This is a genomic window from Vibrio sp. YQ_11 (assembly GCF_043103065.1).
Lineage (GTDB): Bacteria > Pseudomonadota > Gammaproteobacteria > Enterobacterales > Vibrionaceae > Vibrio > Vibrio parahaemolyticus.
This window is the reverse complement of record NZ_JBICJM010000011.1, coordinates 296,549-316,565: the sequence shown is the minus strand read 5'-3', so window position 1 is coordinate 316,565 and position 20,017 is coordinate 296,549. Positions and strand designations below refer to the sequence as shown.

The following is a 20,017-nucleotide window of genomic DNA, read 5'->3' as shown; positions in this document are numbered from 1 at the left end:
GTTTTCTGATTTTGGTCGCCTTATTCTGGAGTGCATGTGCCTGGAGTGAACTGACACTTGCTCAAGAGCCGAAGGTGCTTGTCGTCCATTCTTATCACCAAGGATTCTTTTGGACGGATTCCATTCAGCGCGGGATCGATCAACAACTCGATGATCGTGAGATGGACATGCGCGTCTTATACTTGGATTCCAAGCGCAACCAGAGCGAGCAGTTTTTTACCCAGCTCGAATCACTCTATCGCACCAAGTTGAGCGATGAGCGTTTTGATGCCATTTTGGTGACGGACAACAATGCATTGGAATTGATGCAACACTTGGCGCCGCTGATCAAAGACACGCCAGTGATTTTCTGTGGCATCAACAATTACCGTCCTTCCTTTCATCAATCACTTAACGCAACCGGCGTGATTGAGAACGTCGATTTAGAAGCGAACTTAGCGCTGATCGAGCGTTTGCATCCAGACAATAAGCAGATTTACATCATTAGTGATCATTCGGTGACTGGTGCGATACTTCGCGACGAGATTGACGATTTTATCCAACAACATGACCGTTATCGCAACAAGATCACTCAACTCGTCCCTGACAATGTTGAAGCATTGAAGCAAAAAATCGCTCAACTCAATAAAGAAAATGTGGTGCTGTTTTGGACTTACTACCGCGACAAAGATGGCGTGGTCGGCAGCGAACGTGACTGGATTCAGATCAACAAGGCCTCCAACGCGCCATTGTTTATGGTACACGACGTAGGTTTGGGTCATGGCGCGGTGGGCGGCGTGATTCAAAGCGGTTATCGCCAAGGTGTTGAAGCGGCTAGATTACTTGAACAGGTGCTCGACCACCCACAAGAACCATTACCTCCGGTGGTGAATGGCGATTCTGAAATCAAGCTCGATTACCAAGCGGTCGTGCGCTGGGGGTTGGGCGCAGAGCAAGAATCCTCGGCGGTCTTTTTTAATAAGCCGATGGAATTTTCGGAGCGTTTCGCCAAAGAAATTCGCTTGTTTGGCAGTTTGTTCGTGTTGATGCTGGTGGCCATTTTGCTACTGAGCTACTACTTGCAACGCATTCGTCGCAGCGAGACAGCTGCTCGTGAAAGCCAGGCGATTTTAGAGTCCATTTTTGACCAAAGTATGCAGTACATGGGGATTTTGGATAAACATGGTTTGCTTAAATCTGGCAACGATCGTCTGCAATCTTTGCTCTATCATCAGGAATTACGCTTAGATAAGCCACTTTGGTTACATCAAAACTGGAGTGAACAAGCACGCCACGCGATCGCCGATTATTTTGATGCACCGCAGCAACAAGTTTCGACATTTGAAGCCGAAATCTGGAGCAAAGAGCACGGCTCTATGGTGCTCGAAATTTCCTTAAAGCCGTTCTCCCAGCAGGTAGGCAAACAAAAGCAGTATCTGTTTGAGGCGCGTGATATCACCAGCCGTAAGTTGATGGAAGATAAGCTCTATCAGCGTGAGTCGAGCTTGCGTAATTACTACGAGCAGCAGCCCGTGATGATGGTGACGCTCGACAGTCACAACCGCATCCAAGAAGTGAACCGATTCGCGCAACTGTTGTTGGGCTACGAGCCGATTGAGATGCTCGGCCATCGTCTGCGAGAATTCTATCTTGATGACAAAGCGCTGTTCCCACGTCAGGTGTTGTTGCAACCGAGTCATCAAGTTCATGATGTGTGGCGACGTGAAATCGAGTATCGCCATGCTGACGGGCACAGTGTTTGGGTACGCGAAAACATTCGACCGCTCAACGATTCCGATCAGTTGCTGATTGTGGGTGAAGACATTTCAGAGCCCAAACTTTTGGCTGAGAAGTTAGAGTATCAGGCGCGTTATGACTTATTGACGGGGACATACAACCGCAACCACTTTGAGTTGGAGTTGAAAACCGCGCTGCGTGAAGTGGATAGCCACCGCCGAGTGCACGCGATGTTGTACCTCGATCTCGACCAGTTGAAAGTGCTTAATGACACCGTTGGGCACGATGCGGGCGATGCTGCGATTCAATTTTGCGCCAGCATGTTGGAAGAGGTGCTGCCATACAATTCCGTGCTGGCGAGAATGGGCGGCGATGAATTCGCGGTGCTACTGAAAGATTGCGACGAGTATGGCGCGATCAATATTGCGAAGGTGATTATCTCCACATTGGGTGAGCACCTGTTTATCTGGGAAGACACACGCTTATTCATCAGTTGCTCGGTCGGCATTCGTATCATCGACCACACGGCAGAAACGCCGCAAATGGTGCACGCGCAAGCAGATTCGGCCTGCCATGCGGCGAAAGAGCAGGGGCGTAACCGTTACAATCTATTCAGCTTAGACAATGAAGAGTTGCAGCGTCGCCAGATGGAAATGCAGAGCGTCAACTTGGTGCACGAGGCGTTATCCAATCAGCGCTTGGAGCTGTTTGCTCAACGAGTGATGAATTTGTAGTCGCCAGAGTCACTGATGTATTTCGAGATTTTGGTGCGTATTCGTGACGCGCAGGGTAACTACGTCTCTCCGGCGATTTTCATTCCCGCTTCCGAGCGTTATAACATTGCGCATTGGATTGATAAGCAGGTGATCAACCAAGCGCTTGAATGGTTTGAACAGCGACCAGACGTAGTGGAAAAGTTGGGGCGTTGCTCGATTAACCTTTCTGGTCAATCCATGGGGAATCAGGAATTTATCGATTTTCTCTTCGAACGATTGAAAAACTCGACCATGCCGTGCGAAAAAATCTGTTTAGAAATCACAGAGACGGCGGCCATGGGCAATTTAGATCAAGCCATCGACTTTTTCACCAGAGCCAAATCGCTCGGCTGTATGATTGCGCTGGACGATTTTGGTTCGGGCTTGTCGTCTTTTGGTTACTTGAAGAAACTTCCTGTAGATATCGTGAAAATTGATGGCCTTTTCGTGCGAGATATCGACGTGAATGAGATGGACCGAGTGATGGTTCGCTCCATCAATGATTTGGCGAAGCAGCTTGGCAAAGTAACGGTGGCGGAATTTGTCGAAAACGAACAAGTCATGCAGCACTTGATCGACCTTGGTGTGGATTACGGCCAGGGCTATGGCATTGGTCACCCGAAACCGTTGGCAGAATTGGTCGAGAATCTCTCTTCGCTTTAACCTTGGCATCTCGCCGCCAATCTAGCTTTTAGAGGTAACTTGGGTATACACTCAGCGCCAGTTACCTCGATTTTTATTGGAGCCTCCTTTTGCAACTGCAATTGATCTGTGAAGACCCGTCTCAACAATCTCATCTCGACGAACTGGCTGCGCGTTGGCAGCTTTCTCACACTGACGAGAGCGACTTTGCTTTGGTGCTGACTGCGGAGCGTTTAGAGCTGCGTAAAGTCGATGAGCCTAAGCTCGGTGCGATTTTTGTCGATTTGATTGGTGGCGCGGTGGGTCATCGCCGTAAATTCGGTGGCGGTAAAGGGCAAGCGATCGCAAAAGCCGCAGGCATGAACAAAGGTGCAACCCCAACCGTGTTAGACGGCACGGCTGGCCTTGGTCGTGATGCGTTTGTGCTCGCATCGCTAGGTTGTAAAGTGCAGATGGTCGAGCGTCACCCAGTCGTGGCGGCCTTGTTGGATGACGGTTTGGCTCGCGCGAAACAAGACCCAGAAATCGGCACGTGGGTATCTGAGCGTATGTCGCTGATCCATGCCTCCAGCCATGACGCGCTGGATCAACTGGCGCAAGACAGCGAGTTTGTGAAACCGGATGTGGTGTATCTCGACCCGATGTACCCGCACCCAGAAAACAAAAAGAAATCCGCGTTGGTGAAAAAAGAGATGCGCGTCTTCCAATCTTTGGTGGGAGCGGATTTGGATGCTGATGGATTGCTTGAACCTGCTCTGGCCTTGGCAACGAAACGCGTGGTGGTTAAGCGCCCGGACTACGCGAATTGGCTGAACGAGCAAAAGCCAAGTATGGCGATTGAAACCAAAAAGAACCGTTTCGACGTCTACGTCAAAGCCTCGATGGCATAACCTCCTGACTCGCAAAAACTTCTCGTCACAGCATTGAACCAAGTGCTGTGACACTGCCATTCTTTCCTGAACACTATTGATAGTTTTCACTTGCTAATTCGACACTCTGACTGTATATCTAACTAAGAATTATTATTATTTCACTTGTTGTGATGCTGTCGATAATTGGGAAGCTGGAGTAGTCGAATGTCTAAACGCTTATGTAAGATGAACCGCAAACAAATTGCGGCCAACTTGGGTGACATTCACCGTTTGGTCGTAGCACCTAAGTTCGTTTGTCGCTCTTGTGCACGCTCTTCCGCTTCTAAAGACTCATTGTGTAAGCCTGCCGCAATTCCTCCACAAAAATGCCAAGGCAAGTCGTTAAACGAGCAACAAGCATGCGGTCTGTTAGCTGAAGCGCTGCCTGCGCAATCCATTTCCGTCACGCCAAAACACAGCGCAGAAAAGGCGGCGATCGTGAAACGTGTGGTCGAGCGAGTGAAAGAGAAGAAACAAGCTGCGAAAGTGGTGACACCAGTGTCGATGGCGGCTCCTGCACTGTTTGATTTGGCCGACAAAAAAGCGCTTAAGAAAGCGAAAAAGGCACTGAAAAAACACTACAAACAGCAGAAAAAGCTGCTAAAAGTGGCAAAAAAACAGCAGAAGTTGCTCAAGCGTCAACGCAAACTGGAAGCCCGCAATGCGAAGTTGGAAGTGTTGTTACCAACGCCGCCTAATGCGTTGATGGGCGTAAGCTCGCAAGCCAAAGTGCATTAATTGAATTAAAAAAACGCTCTCCAGTTGGAGAGCGTTTTTTATTGCTGGAATATGTGTCGAGAAAGGCACGTTACTTATTGGCGTAGCTCATTTTAACGCGTTTTTTCACCCACGTTTCGTTAATCCACAGCGATAGCATGATGATCGCGCCGCCAATCGCGAGGCGCACGATGTCAACGTCTCGGTTCCAAATTACGATGTTCACAATCAGGCCTGCTGGCACTAACGCGTTGTTCATTACCGCTAACGCGCCGGCATTCACTAAGGTCGCCCCTTTGTTCCACGCAAAGTAACCAAAGCCTGATGCAATTAAACCAAGGTAGGTCAAAATGCCCCATTGGGTTGCAGTGGTTGGCAGTTTGTCGAGGTTGCCCATGAGCGCGAAAGCCACGGTTGCTACACAAAGCGCACCCAAGTAGAAGTAACCAAACACGGTGTGCTGTGGTAAATCGACGGGCTCACTTTCCATGATGTATTTGTAGCCCACCTGACCGATGGCAAAACAGAGGTTTGCCCCTTGTACGACCAAAAAGCCCATTAGGAAGTTTTCGTTAATGCCAGCGAATTTGATCCATGCCGCACCCGCGACTGCGATCAGCGCAGTGACTAAATACCAAGGCGAAAAACGACCTTTCAGGAAGTCGTAAATCAGCGTTACATAAATCGGTGTGAATACAGTGAACAGCAACACTTCTGGAACAGAAAGGAGTAAGAAAGACTGGTAGTAGAAGCAGTACATCAAACCGAGCTGAAAGCCGCCGACGATCATCAGTTTCGCGATCAGAGATTTGCTTACGCCGCGGAATTTAAGGAAAGGAATGAATACAACGCTGGCCAGTGCCACACGCATGAACACGGAGAACCAAGAATCAACCTGACCAGCAAGGTAAACGCCGATCAGGCTGAATGAAAATGCCCAAAGCAGGGTAACTGCGGATAGATAAGCCATAGATGAGAATCTTTATCAACAACAAATGTGCCCGCAGTCTAACCAAGTTTTAACGTCGCGCCAATCAGTCTTTTAGCGGTACGACCAGCATATCGACTGGTGAACAGTTAATCAGTTGACGAGTTGAAGAGAGAATCTTGCTCCAGAAATCTTGGTGATGACCACAAACCACTAAATCGATACTGTAATCTTTGATGGTGTCGCACAACTCGTTACTTAAATCACCACTGCCGACTAAAGTATGAGTGATTGGGTATTGAGCGTACTCCGCAAAGTTTGCCAATTGGGTACGAGACGCTTCCATCGCTTGATGCTGCGCTTCTGCCATGTTGATATCGATAAGCCCGGTGTAGAGCTCTGCGTAATTCACGTCGATGTGAATAAAAGAGACTTTCGCATCCAGAGGTTTAGCCAGTGATACGGCTTTCTTAATCAACACTTTACTGTCGTCTGAAAGGTCGACTGCCACAAGTATGTGTTTGTAACTCATATTGCTATCTCCTTGTAAGGTCGTATACCTAAGCAACCTCGAACTGACCTCAGTGCCAAGGCCCTGACTTCGACATTTATGAAGTCACTTGGGTATAGTTTCAGATTAGCACTAACCCTTGAGAAATTTTGCCGAAGTGATCTCATATCATTATTGTAGGTACAAAGTCTTGTCTCAGTAATCATGTTATAGTGGTGTAAAACGCATGCACATAAATAGGAGTTAACATGCTGTCTCAAACTATGGTCGAACAATTGAATGAGCAAATTAACCTAGAATTTTTCTCATCCAATCTATACTTACAAATGAGTGCTTGGTGTGAAGACAAAGGTTTTGAAGGTGCGGCTGAATTTTTACGTGCACACGCCGTAGAAGAGATGGAGCACATGCAACGCCTGTTCACGTATGTGAGTGAAACTGGCTCAATGCCTATCCTAGGCGCGATTGAAGCACCAAAACATGATTTCGCAAGCCTAGGTGATGTTTTCCGTGAAACCTACGAACATGAGCAAATGATCACGGAAAAAATCAATAAATTGGCGCATGTTGCATTTACAAGCCAAGACTACTCAACGTTTAACTTCCTACAGTGGTACGTGTCAGAACAGCACGAAGAAGAGAAGTTGTTTAAAGGGATTTTAGATAAGATCGAATTGGTTGGTGAGGACGGCAAAGCATTGTTCTTCATCGACAAAGATCTAGCTCAAATGGCGAAAGAAGGTTCATCTTCAATCATGGGTGCTCCAGCTGCGTAAAGCGTTCTCAACGCGATAAGTAGCGGTTAAAAGACGAAGCATTGATCGTCTTTTTCTCTTGAGCATTGTTGAAGATGTAGGGAGGAAAAGATGATCAGTGGAGACACAATCTTATTTGCGCTAATGGTAGTAACGGGGGTCAATATGATCCGTTATCTCACCGCTCTTCGTTCTCTTATTTACATCATGCGTGAAGCGCACCCATTGTTGTATCAACAAGTGGATGGCAATGGTTTCTTCACCACTCACGGTAACGTCACCAAACAGGTGCGTTTGTTCCACTACATTAAAAGCAAAGAGTATCACCATCACCATGATGAGATATTCACAGGCAAGTGTGAACGGGTGCGTGAGTTGTTTGTGCTATCAACCGCGTTGCTTGGTGTTACCCTACTGGCGGCCTTCATCTTGTAGGTCTTTCCAGCTAAGCCGTACTAGGCGATGCTTGGAATTTAAGCGCTTTTCCCTTTCGACATTTGTCGGTAGAATGGCGCTCTTAGAAAGCAAGGATGTGCAATAAGCACATCCTTTTTTATTGTTTTGGATTTTGGATAGAGCCTAAGAGCGACCGATGAGTAAGAAATTTGATGTTGTTGTAATTGGCGCGGGAGCCGCGGGTTTGATGTGTGCTGCAGAAGCAGGCAAGCGCGGACGCAGTGTGCTTGTGCTGGATCATGCCAAAAAGCCAGGACGTAAAATCCTTATCTCTGGTGGTGGCCGCTGCAACTTCACCAACTACGACGTATCAGCCAGCAACTACCTTTGCCAAAACCCACACTTCGTGAAATCGGCGCTGTCGCAATACACCAACTGGGACTTCATCTCCATGGTCAGCAAACACGGCATCGAGTTTGAAGAGCGCGACCACGGCCAATTGTTTTGTGTCGATGCCTTTACCGCCAAAGACATTGTGAAGATGCTGCTGGCCGAGTGTGACATGCCAAACATTCAACAGCGTTACCAATGCGATGTGCACACCATTGAGAAAACCGAAGAAGGCTTTCGTCTGCACGCGGGTACTGAGCCTGTTGAGTGCGAATCTTTGGTGATTGCGACCGGTGGCCTTTCCATGCCAAAACTGGGCGCGACGCCATTTGGTTACAAAGTGGCTGAGCAGTTTGGTCTGCCAGTAATCCCTACTACGGCGGGACTTGTGCCATTTACGCTGCACAAAGAAGACAAAGAAGATTTTGCTGAACTGTCTGGCATTGCTGTGCCTGCGGAAATTACCGCCGAAGACGGCACCATGTTCAAAGAAGCGCTGTTGTTTACTCACCGCGGTTTATCGGGCCCTTCGGTTTTGCAAATTTCCTCTTTCTGGAAAGCGGGTCAGAAAGTTTCTATCAACTTAGTTCCTAACGAAGACATCGCTCTGCTGCTCGAGCGCAGCCTTGAGAAACATCCAAATCAATCGCTAAAGAATACCTTAGCAAAAGTACTGCCAAAGCGTTTAGTGGAAGTGCTGATTGAACGTAAAGAGCTGATGGACAAACCTCTCAAGCAGTTCAACCCGAAAGAGCTTGCTAGCGTGGTGGAGCGTTTAGAAAACTGGTCAATCGCACCTAATGGCACCGAAGGCTACCGTACGGCGGAAGTGACACTAGGCGGCGTGGATACCGATCACCTGTCTTCTAAAACCATGGAATGTAAAAACATCAAAGGCTTGTACTTCATCGGAGAAGTGATGGACGTTACCGGTTGGTTAGGTGGCTATAACTTCCAATGGTGCTGGTCGAGTGGCTTTGTGGCAGGTCAGTGGGTGTAATCCAGCGCTGCACGTAAAGATAGGCACGCAAAGATAGAAAGAGACGATGAAAAAGAGCACTGAATTGAATTCAGTGCTCTTTTGCTATTTGCGGTGTGTTTACTCGTCTTGATACTTTTCGAGCTTGTTGTACAGCGTTTTAACGCTGATACCCAGCTCCTGAGCCGATTCCGTTTTGTTGCCTTGATTCTCTTCAAGCGTATTGAGAATAGCGGCTTTTTCCAGCTCTTCTAACGATACGCCAGCAGGCACCATATCTTCTAATCGAGTACCGGTTTCCAGTGGCGGCGTATCGAAAATCAGATGTTCATCTTTAATGGTATCGTCGGCGAGAATGAACGCACGCTCGATGGTGTGCTTGAGTTCTCGAACGTTGCCAGGCCAATCGTGCATGGCGATTTTTTGGATTGCCGAGTCGAGAATCGTCTTGGTTTTGGATTCGTTAGCGTTGCGGTGCGCAATAAAGTGTTTGGCTAATCCGACGATGTCTCCGCCACGTTCGCGCAATGGTGGAACGGTTAACGGAAAGTGCGATAGCCTGAAAAATAGGTCTTCACGCAGAAATTGTTCTTCGATCGCGACTTTAGGATCGCGGTTGGTCGCCGCGACGATGCGGGTATTGGCGATGTGGACGATATTACTGCCCACTGGGCGGTATTCGCCAGTTTCTAGCACACGCAGCAGTTTCACTTGATGCTCGATCGGCATCTCCGTAATTTCATCCAAAAACAGCGTGCCGCCTTCGGCTTGCTTAAATACCCCTTGGTGGTTTTTGTTCGCACCGGTGAATGCGCCTTTTTCGTGGCCAAACAGTTCGCTATCGACCAGTTCTGGGCTAATGGCACCACAGTTGATGGCAATAAAAGGTTGCTGCTTACGCTCGCTGGCGAGGTGGATGGTTTGCGCCACAAGCTCTTTGCCTGAGCCACTTTCACCGACAATCAATACGTTGGCTTCGGTTTTTGCGACACGGCGGATCATGCGGTACAGCTGGTGCATCGGAGAAGATGAGCCAACTAGCAAACCAAACTGATCCAAATCGCTGGTGGCGACTTTACGTCCTTGCTCCTGCTTGTGTTGATAATACTGGCTCACTTCGGTCAGCGTATCAGACAGGATGGTGAGATCGACGGGTTTTCTGTAGTGAAAAATGGCACCTAGGTTCATCAGTTTATCGAGGTTCTCGTTAGGCGCGCCTGAACTGATGATGATTAAGTCCATGTCGTAAATGGCTTCGATATCGGAAAGTCGCTGGTAATCAGCGTGAGTGAAATGTGCCACTTCGACAATCGCGACATCCGGTTGAACGTCGACGAAGTGATCAATCCAATCATCGTCCGTTTCTGTGTCATACAAACGGAACTTATGTAATTCCTGACAAGAAGCGATAGCCTCTTTGAGGGCGGGGTCTTGTATTCTTAGAAACAGGCTTGGCAGTGACATAGAAATGTCCTCTTCACTATAACAGAAACAATGTACGTGTATTATTTAAGCTGTACAAGACAAAATATTGTCAAAGTCTGTTTAGAATCTGGTTGGTTATTAATATAGTGAGATCAACAGCAAACTATATATCTACATCGTTTTTCTTTCCTTATTTGTTGTGTGGAATTGTAATCCTTAGAAATTAATCTCTCTTGATGGTTTTTGCGTACAAAAATAAACGAAAGGATGAGATGTTATTTCTTCTCTATTTATCTTTTCTTCTTCAATGATTAAAAATTACATTTCTTCTGTGTAAATTATTCACGAATGGTTTCTCTCTCATCTTAAATATAACGGCTGTTTTAAAATAAACGCTTTAAAAATAGTTACTTATAAAGTTGGCACATGCTTTGCTCTATTAGAACTGCAACGTCAATATAGGAGAATTACCATGAATAACATCGCAGCTAAAATTGTACTTACTTCAGTTCTTGCAACGTCATCTACCGCAGTATTAGCCAGTGATAAATGGGAAAAAGAATCCATGGACGCTTGGCTAGATGGTAAAGCAGAAACCACCTTACTGCTTAACAGCAACCTGAACTCTTTTGATATCAACACTGATGTTGAAAATCAGGTGGTTACGCTGACAGGTTCGGTCAATAACGATTTGGAAAAGTCGCTGGCAGAAGAGTTGGTTTCAGGCCTTGATGGTGTGAAAAAAGTAAATAACGAGCTAACGGTAGTGAGTGAAAATAAACAAGATGCCGATTCTGATACATTTGCTGCATTAACGGATTCAAAAATTACTACTATTGTGAAAACTCGTTTACTGATGGATACCAGCGTTAGTGGTACAGACATTGATGTCACCACAGAAAATAAAACCGTAACCTTAACCGGTAAAGTGAACTCAGATGCCGAGCACGATCTGGCATTATCGATTGCAAATAATACCAACGATGTAAATAAGGTTGTCGATAAGATTGAAGTTGTTCAGTAATAACTAATATTGAGCTTTCACTTTAAAAATAAGGAGACAACACCATGGTTCGTTGGATGTTTATTTTCCTTGCTTTGGCTCTCGTTTCAGCGGTGCTCGGATTTAGTGGTATTGCCGGTGCCGCCGCAGCTGTCGCGCAAGTGATATTTTATCTGTTCCTGTTGTCATTAATTGTATCAATAGTATTTGTGATACTTGGAAAGAAAAACGTAAATAGATAGGAGTTAGCATGCGAGTTACGTCATTTATTTATCGTATCGCCGCAGTATTTGGTTTGGTATTTGCTTTAGCGGCGTGTAGTGATGAAGGGCCAATGGAAAAAGCGGGCAAAAAATTGGATGAGACTGCGGAAGAAGCGCAAAACGCCATTGAAGATGGTTGTGAAAACCTTAAAGAGAATCTGAACGCGGAAGACAAAGATTGTTAAGCGTTCACCTCATCCACCAACAGCAAAAAAGGGCGGCGTGATAACCGCCCTTTGTTTTACCAACTATTCTTAATCCGATAAGGAGTCAGAGATGAAGAACATATTCGATGTGCTAAAAGAAAGTCATGAAAAACAGCGCCTTTTGCTGGATGCACTGATGGAAACATCCGGAGATTCCCCAACTCGTCGAGAGTTTTATCGCGACCTAAAGCACGAGCTTGAGCAACATGCCGCCGCTGAAGAGCGTTACTTTTACGCACCGCTGATTGAGAGCGATAAGACGATCGATATGACACGTCACGGTATTGCTGAGCACCACGCCATCGACAAAGTGATCGCTCAGTTGGATGATACCGCGTGGAGCTCGCCCGCTTGGCTTACGCACATGAAAACACTGCGCCACAATGTACTGCACCATCTGGAAGAGGAAGAGCAACGCTTTTTCCAAATGGCAGGCAAGGTGATGTCCGATAAACAAAAACAGCAGTTGGCCAATGACTATATCGAAGAGATGGCCAGCTAAGCGTTATCCCATCGATAAGGATTAAGGAGGTCGAATGTTCATCGTCAAATATTATCTACTTGGCGCGCTGGTTGCGTTGCTCGCTGCTATCTACATACCTCAAATCGTAGTGAGTTTACTGCTGCTTTGGGTTTCGCTTTCCTTAGCGTTAGTCAGTGCGGCTTATTTATTTGATTTCCCATCCATCTTTAGAAAAAGCCAAGACGGAAAAATTGTCTGGTGGATTCGATGGGCATTCATTCCTTTCTTACTCGGGGCGAAAGCCTACAACGCCTGGGAGAGACGGCGCGATACTGTCCCTCCCATTCAACAAGTCAGCGAAAATCTTTACCTTTCCCGGCGCTTATTCCCGAGCGATTTGGCGTTTCTCGACTCTCACGACATTTCCTGCATTGTTGATGTTACGGCGGAGTTCGCAGGTTTAGAAAGCGCCATGACTGACAAGCAATTCAACTACCTTTCTATTCCCGTTCTGGATCATAAAGCGCCGACCTTGGAGCGTTTACGTCATGCGATGAATTGGATTGATACCCAAATCGCCTGCGGGCGCTCTGTGGTTGTGCATTGCGCACTTGGGCGTGGCCGTTCGGTGTTTGTGGTGGCGGCTTATTTACTGAGTAAAGATCCGTCGCTCTCGGTGGAATCGGTGATGCAGAAAATTAACCGCGTGCGCAGTACTGCAAGGCTCAATAATCTGCAGATCAAAACCCTGCGCGCGATCAGTGAGAAAGGTGTGCTAGCACTCGATGAGCCGACCTGGATGGTGGTGAACCCTGTCGCGGGCGGTGGGAAATGGCAGCAATACGAACAACATGTGATTCGTGAGTTGACCAAAAAATATCGTCTCAGCATTCGCCAAACGGACGAAACCACCAGTGCAGAAAGCCTCGCACTGCAAGCTAAACAAAGTGGTGTGAATCAGGTGATTGTCTCTGGTGGCGATGGCACGGTGACTGAAGTGGCGAGCCAATTGGTCGGCACGGACATCAAGCTCGGCATCATACCGTTGGGCACGGCGAATGCGCTGTGCCACGTGCTGTATGGTATCGGCGTGAAGTTATCACCGGTGGAAAAAGCGTGTGAAGCCATTCTCGCAGGTCATTGCCAACGTATAGATACCGCAGAATGTAATCAGCGTTTGATTCTGTTGGTGCTGGGTATTGGCTTGGAACAGAAGATGATTGAACACGCGCATCGTGAAGAGAAAAATGCTTTTGGGCAACTGGCGTATTTAACGGGCTTTTTTAACGCTGTGATTTCCGAAGAGGTGCAAACTCTGCAAGTAACCCTCGAAGGGAAAGCGGCGAGTGAACAAGGATGGGAGAGTCAGGAGATGGACGTGCACAGCTTCGTCGTGGCCAACATCGCGCCATTTAGTACCGTGTTAGCGCAAGGTGGCGGCGCGCCGCAGCCAGATGATGGGAAACTGCACATTACCTACCTTGATAACACTCAGTCGCTGGGTGGACGCCTGGTGGCGTTGTCGGATCTAACATTAACCAGCGTCGGTGCGCAGGATGAGTCGAATCTGTTTCAGTACGCGAGCGCGACAGGGGTAACGATTACTGCGGATAAGCCGATTGACTACGTCATCGACGGTGAACTCTATTCTGACCGTCGTTTAGAGATCAAGATTCGTCCTCAGTCGCTTAATGTGTTTGTTCCCAGTTAACGTCGGTGAAGACGACTGCGAGTAGAGTCGAATACAAACAACGACGCAAAAAACGTATCACTTGTGATGCGTTTTTTTTATATCGAACGTCGACTAATGGTGGATGCGAATAGATGCAGAAAGTAAGTAAAGTCTGTGTTGGTCGATGCGTAGAATAGACAAAGCAACAGATAGAAGGGTAAAAATAGAGAAGGTAAACGAAGGAAAAAGGTGAGCAGAGCTACTCACCTTGGGGTAAATGTTTTTCCAGCTCGTCGTTTTCGACTTGTAACGCCGCCACCCAGTACGAGATCAGCGCTGTTAAGTTGGCATCATCCAACTCTCGGAGGAGCTGCTTTAACTCATTCAGTAATTGCGCATTCATAAAATGCATCTCTTTATAATTACCGAGAGTAGCAATTCCCGTTTTGTTGGCGTGTTCTGCGATAAAGTCGTCGCCATTTTGATCAAAAAATAGATCGACCATTTTTTTGATCATCACTTTTTCTATTTTAACGAACCGATAGGCTGATCGAGCAATATTCATATGTGAATGAGGATCGACAAGCGGTAAACACGTTTGGCGATGGTGCGCCATTTTAATGAGTAATTCCCTTACTCGCGTATTATTCAATGTCATACTGACCTCTTTTTCAGTATTTCAGCATTATGCTTTGGTATGTGTGAATATTCATCAATGGTTCTGAATAAGAATGGCCAATAATGTTGACCATTCTTTTTAGGGTTATTTATCGATTAGCTGATCAGGCTAATATTGCTGAGTTTTTCTTTACAGCTTTTGATGTCACTGCGCACTTTGAGTAGCACGGCGTTATCTGCTTGCTCTGGCTGCGCGGTGATGACGTTTTCGATCTCTTTCAATACCTTACTTTCCACGCCTTCGAGCTGTTCCAAGTACATCGATTCTTTGTCTGACGACATTTCTTTCATGACATCACTGTATACTTCGCGTGCCTTGATGGTGTAAGACACGGGCGTGTCGTCGGCAGTTTGAGGATTCGCAATCGCATAAGGTTTCAACTCTAATGCGGCGTGTTCTCGTACATGAACCAGATCCTGCAATACATGGTTTAGCGATGTGTTGTCGATGTTATCAATCGCTTTCTTGTAAATATCATTACCGCTGTGAATAAGCTCAATGATTGAGGCGATGTTTTCATTTCTCATATCTTCTCCTTTATTTTACTGCGGTTACTTTATTGCAGTGCTTAAGCGCAACTTATATTGCGATGCCTTAGCCATTAAATATGAACAATATTTTTCATGTGGCATTTTATATCTAGCATTTTGTATGCCATGAATATTGAGTGTGAGAGATGCCAGATAATATAAGGAGTAAGCATGGTGGTGGTTATTAATTGCGCGTGATTGCTTGTGGGGAATAAGAAAAAATTACAAATAAGAATCCATTCAAAGGAAATAATTACAGGTCATTTTGCAACGATAGGAGTTATTTAAATTCTATTTCAATAAAAACAATGACTTATTAACTTGGCACAGTAATCGCAATACCACTCACGAGGAAACGAAAAGAATTCACTTTTATTAGATTACTTCTCAGCGGAATCACAACCGTTTAATCCAAGGTAATCTCAATCAACGGAGGCTAGTTATGGCTAATACAAAAGAAAGCGCAGTTAAACCTCAAGAGCATTTTGAAGAGGCGTACCACCTTGCAGAGCAAGCCACTTCAGAAGCGGTTGGCGCCATGAAAGAACATGCCAAAGAGAAGCTGGAAGTCGGCGCGGAGAGCATTCAGCAAGCGACCAAATCCGCTGAAAACGTTATTAAAGAGCGCCCGCTGTTGAGTATCGGTTGTGCATTCCTGGCAGGTTGGGCGGTCTCTAAGCTCATCAAATAAGCCTGTTCCTTACATTTCGCTCTAATCATGAAGGAAGAGTTTTATGAATGACTCCGAGCATACCATCAATGAGCGCCAAGGCTCGGCTACTGCAGACAGTAGCCGAGCCCTAAATGGGGCTAAAAATCAGGAAGTTGAACAAGCCATTAATGGGCTACGAGCCATTTTGTCACAGATTGACGACCTTTCGACGTCACTGCGAACGTGGTCGGGCTCGACGTTGGATTTGTTTTTGCTAGAGATGAAAGTCAACGTGGCGGCTGCGCGCCAAATCGTGATGTTCAGCATCATTTTTACGCTGCTGTCGGTGCTGTTTATCTTCAGTGTGTGTTTGGCTGCGGGTGTAGTGACGTACCACTTTACCGCTCAACTACTGCTAAGTGTTGGCGTGTTTATTGTGTCGTTAGGTCTAGCGCTAGTTGGGTTGGCGTGGTGGCAGAAGCGGCTGACGCACTTCCTTGGTTTCAAAAATACAACCGACCAATTGCAGGAGGGCTGGCATGCGTTCTCTAACCAAACTCGACCGAGCCATGCAGATAAAACGCATCGAGGGTAAAGCGGCTTTGGAGCAATGCTTGCTGGATAAGCAAACCCTCAAATTTACCTCGAACCGATTCGTGCAAGAAAACCCGTGGACTGCGCTTGGGTTGAGCGCTTTTGCCGCGATTGCTGTTGCGAAAGCTGGGCGACTGTCTCGCGTCACGTCATCTCTCTCCTCCATCAGTTTGCTGCTCAATGGCGCGATGGATTTGAGTGGCCAGCTAGCCAAATCTTCTTCATCGTCTGCTGTATCCTCAAAAGAAGCTGGTGAAGAAGCGGCTCAACCATCCGATTTACCACCTCATCAGTAGAGGACGCGCATGAATGGAAAATTAAACCTTCCCATCAATACCGTGATTGGCGTGTCTCTGCTGGTGTTATTGCTTGTTCCTGCGCTCTACTTCGCCAAACCGGTGCTGTTACCTATGGTGATAAGTACGTTCGTGGCACTGCTGTTTAGCCCGCTGATCAATTATTTTGAAGACAAAGGCCTGCCACGCACGATAACCGTGGTGGTGACGTTGACGTTATTGGTGAGTGTTTCAATACTCGGTTTAGCGGCGATATCAGAACCCGCGAAACAATGGTGGGCTGAGTTGCCAAGCATCGCCCAAAACGTTTCGCAAGAAGTGAATGAAGTGACCAAAGCGTCGTCAGAGCACATGAACGCGCCGCTTGAGATCGCCAGTGACATGAACATTGACGAGATGGGCAACAACACGGTGTTTTCTCTGCTGAAAGCGCTCGCGACCACCACACCAACGCTGTTAACTCAGGCGATGATTGTGCTGTTTATGGTGTATTTCATGCTTAATCATGGTCGAAGTCTGTTTCGTAAATCGGTATCGCGTTTGCGTGGTTTTTCGAAACAGCGTCAAGCGGTGGAGTTGGTGCAGGCTCTGCAGAAAGATTTATCGCGCTACATCGGCACCATTACTTTGGTCAATGCGGGTTTAGGCTTGTGTGTAGGATTGGTGTTTTTTGTCCTCGGTCTTGAAGACCCATTTCTATGGGGTGCGTTTGCTGGGGTAATGAATTTCGCACCGTATTTGGGACCAGTGATGTCGATGGTGAGCTTTGGTTTTGTTGCGTATCTGCAGTTAGATTCGGTCAGTTTTATGCTGACAGTGGTGTCGATATATCTGTTGCTGAATTTAATCGAGAGTCAGTTTGTCACCCCAACTTTGCTAGGGAGGCGGTTTAACCTCAACCCGTTAGTCATCTTTATGTGGCTGGTCTTTTGGGGTTGGTTGTGGGGCGGAATGGGGCTGTTGATTGGCGTGCCGCTGTTGGTGTGCATCAACATTTTAGCGGATCGTTTGGCGCTTTGCGGTTCGACGAACATCTAACCGCAAAGTTGCCAGTGTATTGAACGTTGTGCTTAGTTAAATAACTTTTCCGCCGCAACGGGTGGGCTGAATAAATATCCCTGACCGTAGATACAACCTTTGTCGACCAAGTAAGCCACTTGTTCTGGCGTTTCGATGCCTTCCGCCACGACTTTGAGTGAAAGCGTAGTGCCCATCGCAATGATGGCGTTAACAATGGCGTTGCTGTCGTTGTCGTTAGGCACATCACTGACAAACGAGCGGTCGATTTTCAGTTTGTTGATTGGCAAACCTTTGAGGTACGACAGCGAAGAATAGCCTGTGCCGAAGTCATCCAACGAAATCTCGATTCCGAGTTCACACAGCTGATTTAGCGATGCGATGGCCAGTTTGGGATCGATGAGCAAAAAGCTTTCGGTAATTTCCAGCTCCAAGCGATGCGCCGGGAATCCCGTTTCACGAAGGATGGTTTTGAGCTTGTTGATGAAGCGTGACTGTTGCAGTTGAAGTGCCGATACATTGACTGCAATTTTGCCAAATTGAACGCCTCTCGCCAGCCAGTCAGTCCCTTGTAAACAGGCGTCTTTGAGTACCCATTCGCCGATGCTTTGAATCAAGCCAGTCTTCTCTGCGATAGGAATAAAATCCGCAGGTGGCACTAAGCCAAATTCTGGGTGTTCCCAACGTACCAAGGCTTCCACACCAATAATTGCGTTTTGCGCGAGGTTGTATTGCGGCTGATACACCAAATGCAGTTGTTCTTTTTCTATTGCTTCATGCAGCGCAGATTGAATACGGACGTGCGATACCGATTTGTCAGTTAAATCCGGAGAGTAGAACGCGTAGCCGTTACGGCCATTTTTCTTCGCCAGATACATTGCGGTGTCGGCGTTTTTTAGCAGCGTTTCACTGTCTTGACCGTCGTTCGGGTAGAGTGCGATACCGATGCTGGTGGAGATCCGCAGCGAATCGTGATTTGCCAGATCGAACGGACGGCGGAACACACCCAAAATCGAGCTTAACGTTTCGAGTAACGGAGAATCGCCGTCAATGTCCGGCAGTACGATGACAAATTCATCGCCACCGATGCGAGCCACATTCGCGTTCAGGTGCAAAATGTCTTGCAGGCGAACCGCCAGTTTCGACAACAGTTGATCACCACAGAAATGGCCCATGCTGTCGTTAATGTGCTTAAAGTGGTCGATATCAAGAAACAACGTAGCAAAAGGTTGTTCCATCTCGATGTGCTGTTCCAGCAAGCTGATCAAATGGGTTCGGTTGGGCAAGTTGGTCAGCGGATCATAAAACGCCATGCGTTGCAGTTTCTCTTCGTGCGCTTTGCGCACTGAGATGTCCTCAAACACACAGATGTAGTTAATTAGGTGGTTTTTGTCATCCATTACCGCGCTAATAGTGGCTAATTGCGGGTAAATGCTGCCATCACGTTTGCGGTTGATAAACTCGCCTTTCCATTGACCTTTGGTTTCAAGTTGCTGCCAAAGTTGTTGGTAAAAAGCATCATCATGGTGTCCAGAGCGGAGGATGTTGGGGTTCTTCCCAATCACTTCTTCGGCGCTGAATCCGGTGATCTGCGAGAACGCGTTGTTGACATCAATGATGTTGGCATTGCTGTCGGTAATGACCATGCCTTCTTGCGAGTTGTTGAAGATTTTCGACGCTAACGACAATTGCGTTTCCACCATCTTGCGACGGGTGATGTTGCGCGTCATGCCCAAAATGCCGATCAGGTCACCGGCCTGATTTCGTACCGGTGATTTGATGGTTTCCAGCCAAGTTGGGTTGTTGTTTTCATCAATTTGGCGACACTCTTCAACGATGTTCTGTGTGCCAGTGGCGACCACTAATCGGTCGGCATCAATGAATTTTTCCGCGCGTTCGGCGCTGAAAAGGTCAAAGTCGTTCTTCCCGACGATGTCATCGTTAGACTTTTTCCACGCCTGTTCCACGCTGCGGTTAGTCATGGCGTACAGACCGTCGGTGGTTTTGATCCAGATGTGGTCATCCAGACAATCGATGAATTCTTGCAGCGTTGGTAGTGGCTTGTTGGCGTGTGAGTGATGACGTTTGAGCTCTTGATGATAATGCTGGCTAACATCAAAACTGATGCGGCCTGCCAGTGCGTTCAGCCACGCAGAAACGGTTTGCTTTTGCTGCGTTGAGTGCGTCAACGTCACAACGGCAAACAGCTCCTCATTCGGTAGCCATACTGGGCACAGGCTCAGGTTTTTATCATCAAATTGTGAGCAAACTACGTCAAAGTGCGGCGCGGAAAATTGCGCGCAGTTTTGCTCAATCATCGCCACAATGGCGCGGTGATTTTGTGGCGAGGTGGATACCTCACTGGATAGCCATTGTTTGGTGTAGCTCAGGGTATAAAGTTGTCCCTGAGCTTGAGTGGCATCACAGCATTGCTGCAGAGCGTGTTGCCAGTCAGTCATCAACGGTGAAGGAATAGCGAAGCGAAACATAATTAGTAAAGTATCCTGAAGTGCCCAC

The 20,017-nt window shown here is 47.1% G+C and carries 20 protein-coding genes and 1 pseudogene; 15 read left to right on the top strand and 6 right to left on the bottom strand.

Annotated features, from left to right (window positions below):
• The first annotated feature begins 8 nt into the window (after positions 1-8).
• The 3 genes and pseudogenes from ACF8EG_RS09830 (at position 9) to ACF8EG_RS09820 (ending at position 4,762) form a co-directional block, all read left to right on the top strand.
• Positions 9-3,134 (top strand): annotated as a pseudogene (locus ACF8EG_RS09830) (ABC transporter substrate binding protein).
• A gap of 89 nt (positions 3,135-3,223) precedes the next feature.
• Complete coding sequence (locus ACF8EG_RS09825; RefSeq protein WP_025633267.1) at positions 3,224-4,003, top strand: class I SAM-dependent methyltransferase; 780 nt, start codon at positions 3,224-3,226, stop codon at positions 4,001-4,003.
• A 186-nt stretch (positions 4,004-4,189) separates the two neighbouring features.
• The gene (locus ACF8EG_RS09820) at positions 4,190-4,762 is read left to right on the top strand and encodes a hypothetical protein (protein ID WP_069506325.1); all 573 of its coding nucleotides are present in this window, start codon (positions 4,190-4,192) and stop codon (positions 4,760-4,762) included.
• Positions 4,763-4,832: 70 nt separating this feature from the next.
• Here the strand turns inward: ACF8EG_RS09820 and ACF8EG_RS09815 are convergent, their stop codons facing one another.
• Positions 4,833-5,711, bottom strand: coding sequence for a carboxylate/amino acid/amine transporter (locus tag ACF8EG_RS09815; RefSeq protein ID WP_069506327.1), 879 nt, complete (start codon positions 5,709-5,711; stop codon positions 4,833-4,835).
• A 64-nt stretch (positions 5,712-5,775) separates the two neighbouring features.
• On the bottom strand, positions 5,776-6,201 hold the full coding sequence (gene uspA / locus ACF8EG_RS09810) for a universal stress protein UspA (RefSeq protein ID WP_005467601.1): 426 nt from the start codon (positions 6,199-6,201) through the stop codon (positions 5,776-5,778).
• A gap of 227 nt (positions 6,202-6,428) precedes the next feature.
• Between uspA and ftnA the strand changes: the two genes are divergently transcribed.
• The 3 genes from ftnA (at position 6,429) to ACF8EG_RS09795 (ending at position 8,721) form a co-directional block, all read left to right on the top strand.
• The gene (ftnA, locus tag ACF8EG_RS09805; protein ID WP_005467599.1) at positions 6,429-6,956 is read left to right on the top strand and encodes a non-heme ferritin; all 528 of its coding nucleotides are present in this window, start codon (positions 6,429-6,431) and stop codon (positions 6,954-6,956) included.
• A 90-nt stretch (positions 6,957-7,046) separates the two neighbouring features.
• Positions 7,047-7,370, top strand: a complete 324-nt coding sequence (gene uspB, locus ACF8EG_RS09800; protein WP_005394407.1) for a universal stress protein UspB — start codon at positions 7,047-7,049, stop codon at positions 7,368-7,370.
• A 157-nt stretch (positions 7,371-7,527) separates the two neighbouring features.
• Positions 7,528-8,721, top strand: coding sequence for an NAD(P)/FAD-dependent oxidoreductase (locus ACF8EG_RS09795; RefSeq protein ID WP_005496652.1), 1,194 nt, complete (start codon positions 7,528-7,530; stop codon positions 8,719-8,721).
• Between the two features lie 99 nt (positions 8,722-8,820).
• Here the strand turns inward: ACF8EG_RS09795 and ACF8EG_RS09790 are convergent, their stop codons facing one another.
• On the bottom strand, positions 8,821-10,164 hold the full coding sequence (locus ACF8EG_RS09790) for a sigma-54-dependent Fis family transcriptional regulator (RefSeq protein WP_047123652.1): 1,344 nt from the start codon (positions 10,162-10,164) through the stop codon (positions 8,821-8,823).
• Between the two features lie 433 nt (positions 10,165-10,597).
• On the opposite strand from ACF8EG_RS09790, the gene ACF8EG_RS09785 reads away from it, so the two are divergent.
• The 5 genes from ACF8EG_RS09785 to ACF8EG_RS09765 all read left to right on the top strand — a co-directional run bounded on the left by ACF8EG_RS09785 (position 10,598) and on the right by ACF8EG_RS09765 (position 13,771).
• Positions 10,598-11,149: a BON domain-containing protein gene (locus ACF8EG_RS09785; RefSeq protein ID WP_024703517.1), complete on the top strand. Its 552-nt coding sequence runs from the start codon at positions 10,598-10,600 to the stop codon at positions 11,147-11,149.
• Positions 11,150-11,193: 44 nt separating this feature from the next.
• The gene (locus ACF8EG_RS09780; protein WP_005478615.1) at positions 11,194-11,370 is read left to right on the top strand and encodes a DUF1328 family protein; all 177 of its coding nucleotides are present in this window, start codon (positions 11,194-11,196) and stop codon (positions 11,368-11,370) included.
• An 8-nt stretch (positions 11,371-11,378) separates the two neighbouring features.
• Positions 11,379-11,576, top strand: a complete 198-nt coding sequence (locus ACF8EG_RS09775) for a hypothetical protein (RefSeq protein ID WP_005466987.1) — start codon at positions 11,379-11,381, stop codon at positions 11,574-11,576.
• A 91-nt stretch (positions 11,577-11,667) separates the two neighbouring features.
• On the top strand, positions 11,668-12,099 hold the full coding sequence (locus tag ACF8EG_RS09770; RefSeq protein ID WP_043037197.1) for a hemerythrin domain-containing protein: 432 nt from the start codon (positions 11,668-11,670) through the stop codon (positions 12,097-12,099).
• A gap of 34 nt (positions 12,100-12,133) precedes the next feature.
• Positions 12,134-13,771, top strand: a complete 1,638-nt coding sequence (locus tag ACF8EG_RS09765) for a diacylglycerol kinase family protein (RefSeq protein ID WP_069506329.1) — start codon at positions 12,134-12,136, stop codon at positions 13,769-13,771.
• A gap of 220 nt (positions 13,772-13,991) precedes the next feature.
• Here ACF8EG_RS09765 and ACF8EG_RS09760 read toward each other — a convergent pair whose 3' ends face one another.
• Positions 13,992-14,390 (bottom strand): hypothetical protein, encoded by a 399-nt coding sequence (locus tag ACF8EG_RS09760; protein WP_025502162.1) that lies wholly within the window; start codon positions 14,388-14,390, stop codon positions 13,992-13,994.
• Between the two features lie 116 nt (positions 14,391-14,506).
• Entirely contained in the window at positions 14,507-14,938 is a 432-nt protein-coding gene (locus ACF8EG_RS09755; protein WP_069506331.1) for a PA2169 family four-helix-bundle protein, read from the bottom strand.
• Between the two features lie 445 nt (positions 14,939-15,383).
• On the opposite strand from ACF8EG_RS09755, the gene ACF8EG_RS09750 reads away from it, so the two are divergent.
• From ACF8EG_RS09750 to ACF8EG_RS09735, 4 genes are read left to right on the top strand one after another with little or no spacing between them, the layout of a single operon-like run.
• On the top strand, positions 15,384-15,632 hold the full coding sequence (locus tag ACF8EG_RS09750; RefSeq protein WP_069506332.1) for a hypothetical protein: 249 nt from the start codon (positions 15,384-15,386) through the stop codon (positions 15,630-15,632).
• A 43-nt stretch (positions 15,633-15,675) separates the two neighbouring features.
• A complete protein-coding gene (locus tag ACF8EG_RS09745; protein ID WP_020904388.1) occupies positions 15,676-16,188 on the top strand; it encodes a phage holin family protein in 513 nt (170 codons plus the stop codon).
• Positions 16,133-16,483, top strand: coding sequence for a hypothetical protein (locus ACF8EG_RS09740; protein WP_075111088.1), 351 nt, complete (start codon positions 16,133-16,135; stop codon positions 16,481-16,483). Before ACF8EG_RS09745 ends, ACF8EG_RS09740 begins: the two co-directional genes overlap by 56 nt.
• Before the next feature lie 9 nt (positions 16,484-16,492).
• A complete protein-coding gene (locus tag ACF8EG_RS09735; RefSeq protein ID WP_069506334.1) occupies positions 16,493-17,521 on the top strand; it encodes an AI-2E family transporter in 1,029 nt (342 codons plus the stop codon).
• A 32-nt stretch (positions 17,522-17,553) separates the two neighbouring features.
• On the opposite strand, the gene ACF8EG_RS09730 is transcribed toward ACF8EG_RS09735, so the two are convergent.
• On the bottom strand, positions 17,554-19,989 hold the full coding sequence (locus ACF8EG_RS09730) for an EAL domain-containing protein (protein ID WP_069506336.1): 2,436 nt from the start codon (positions 19,987-19,989) through the stop codon (positions 17,554-17,556).
• Positions 19,990-20,017 lie beyond the last annotated feature (28 nt).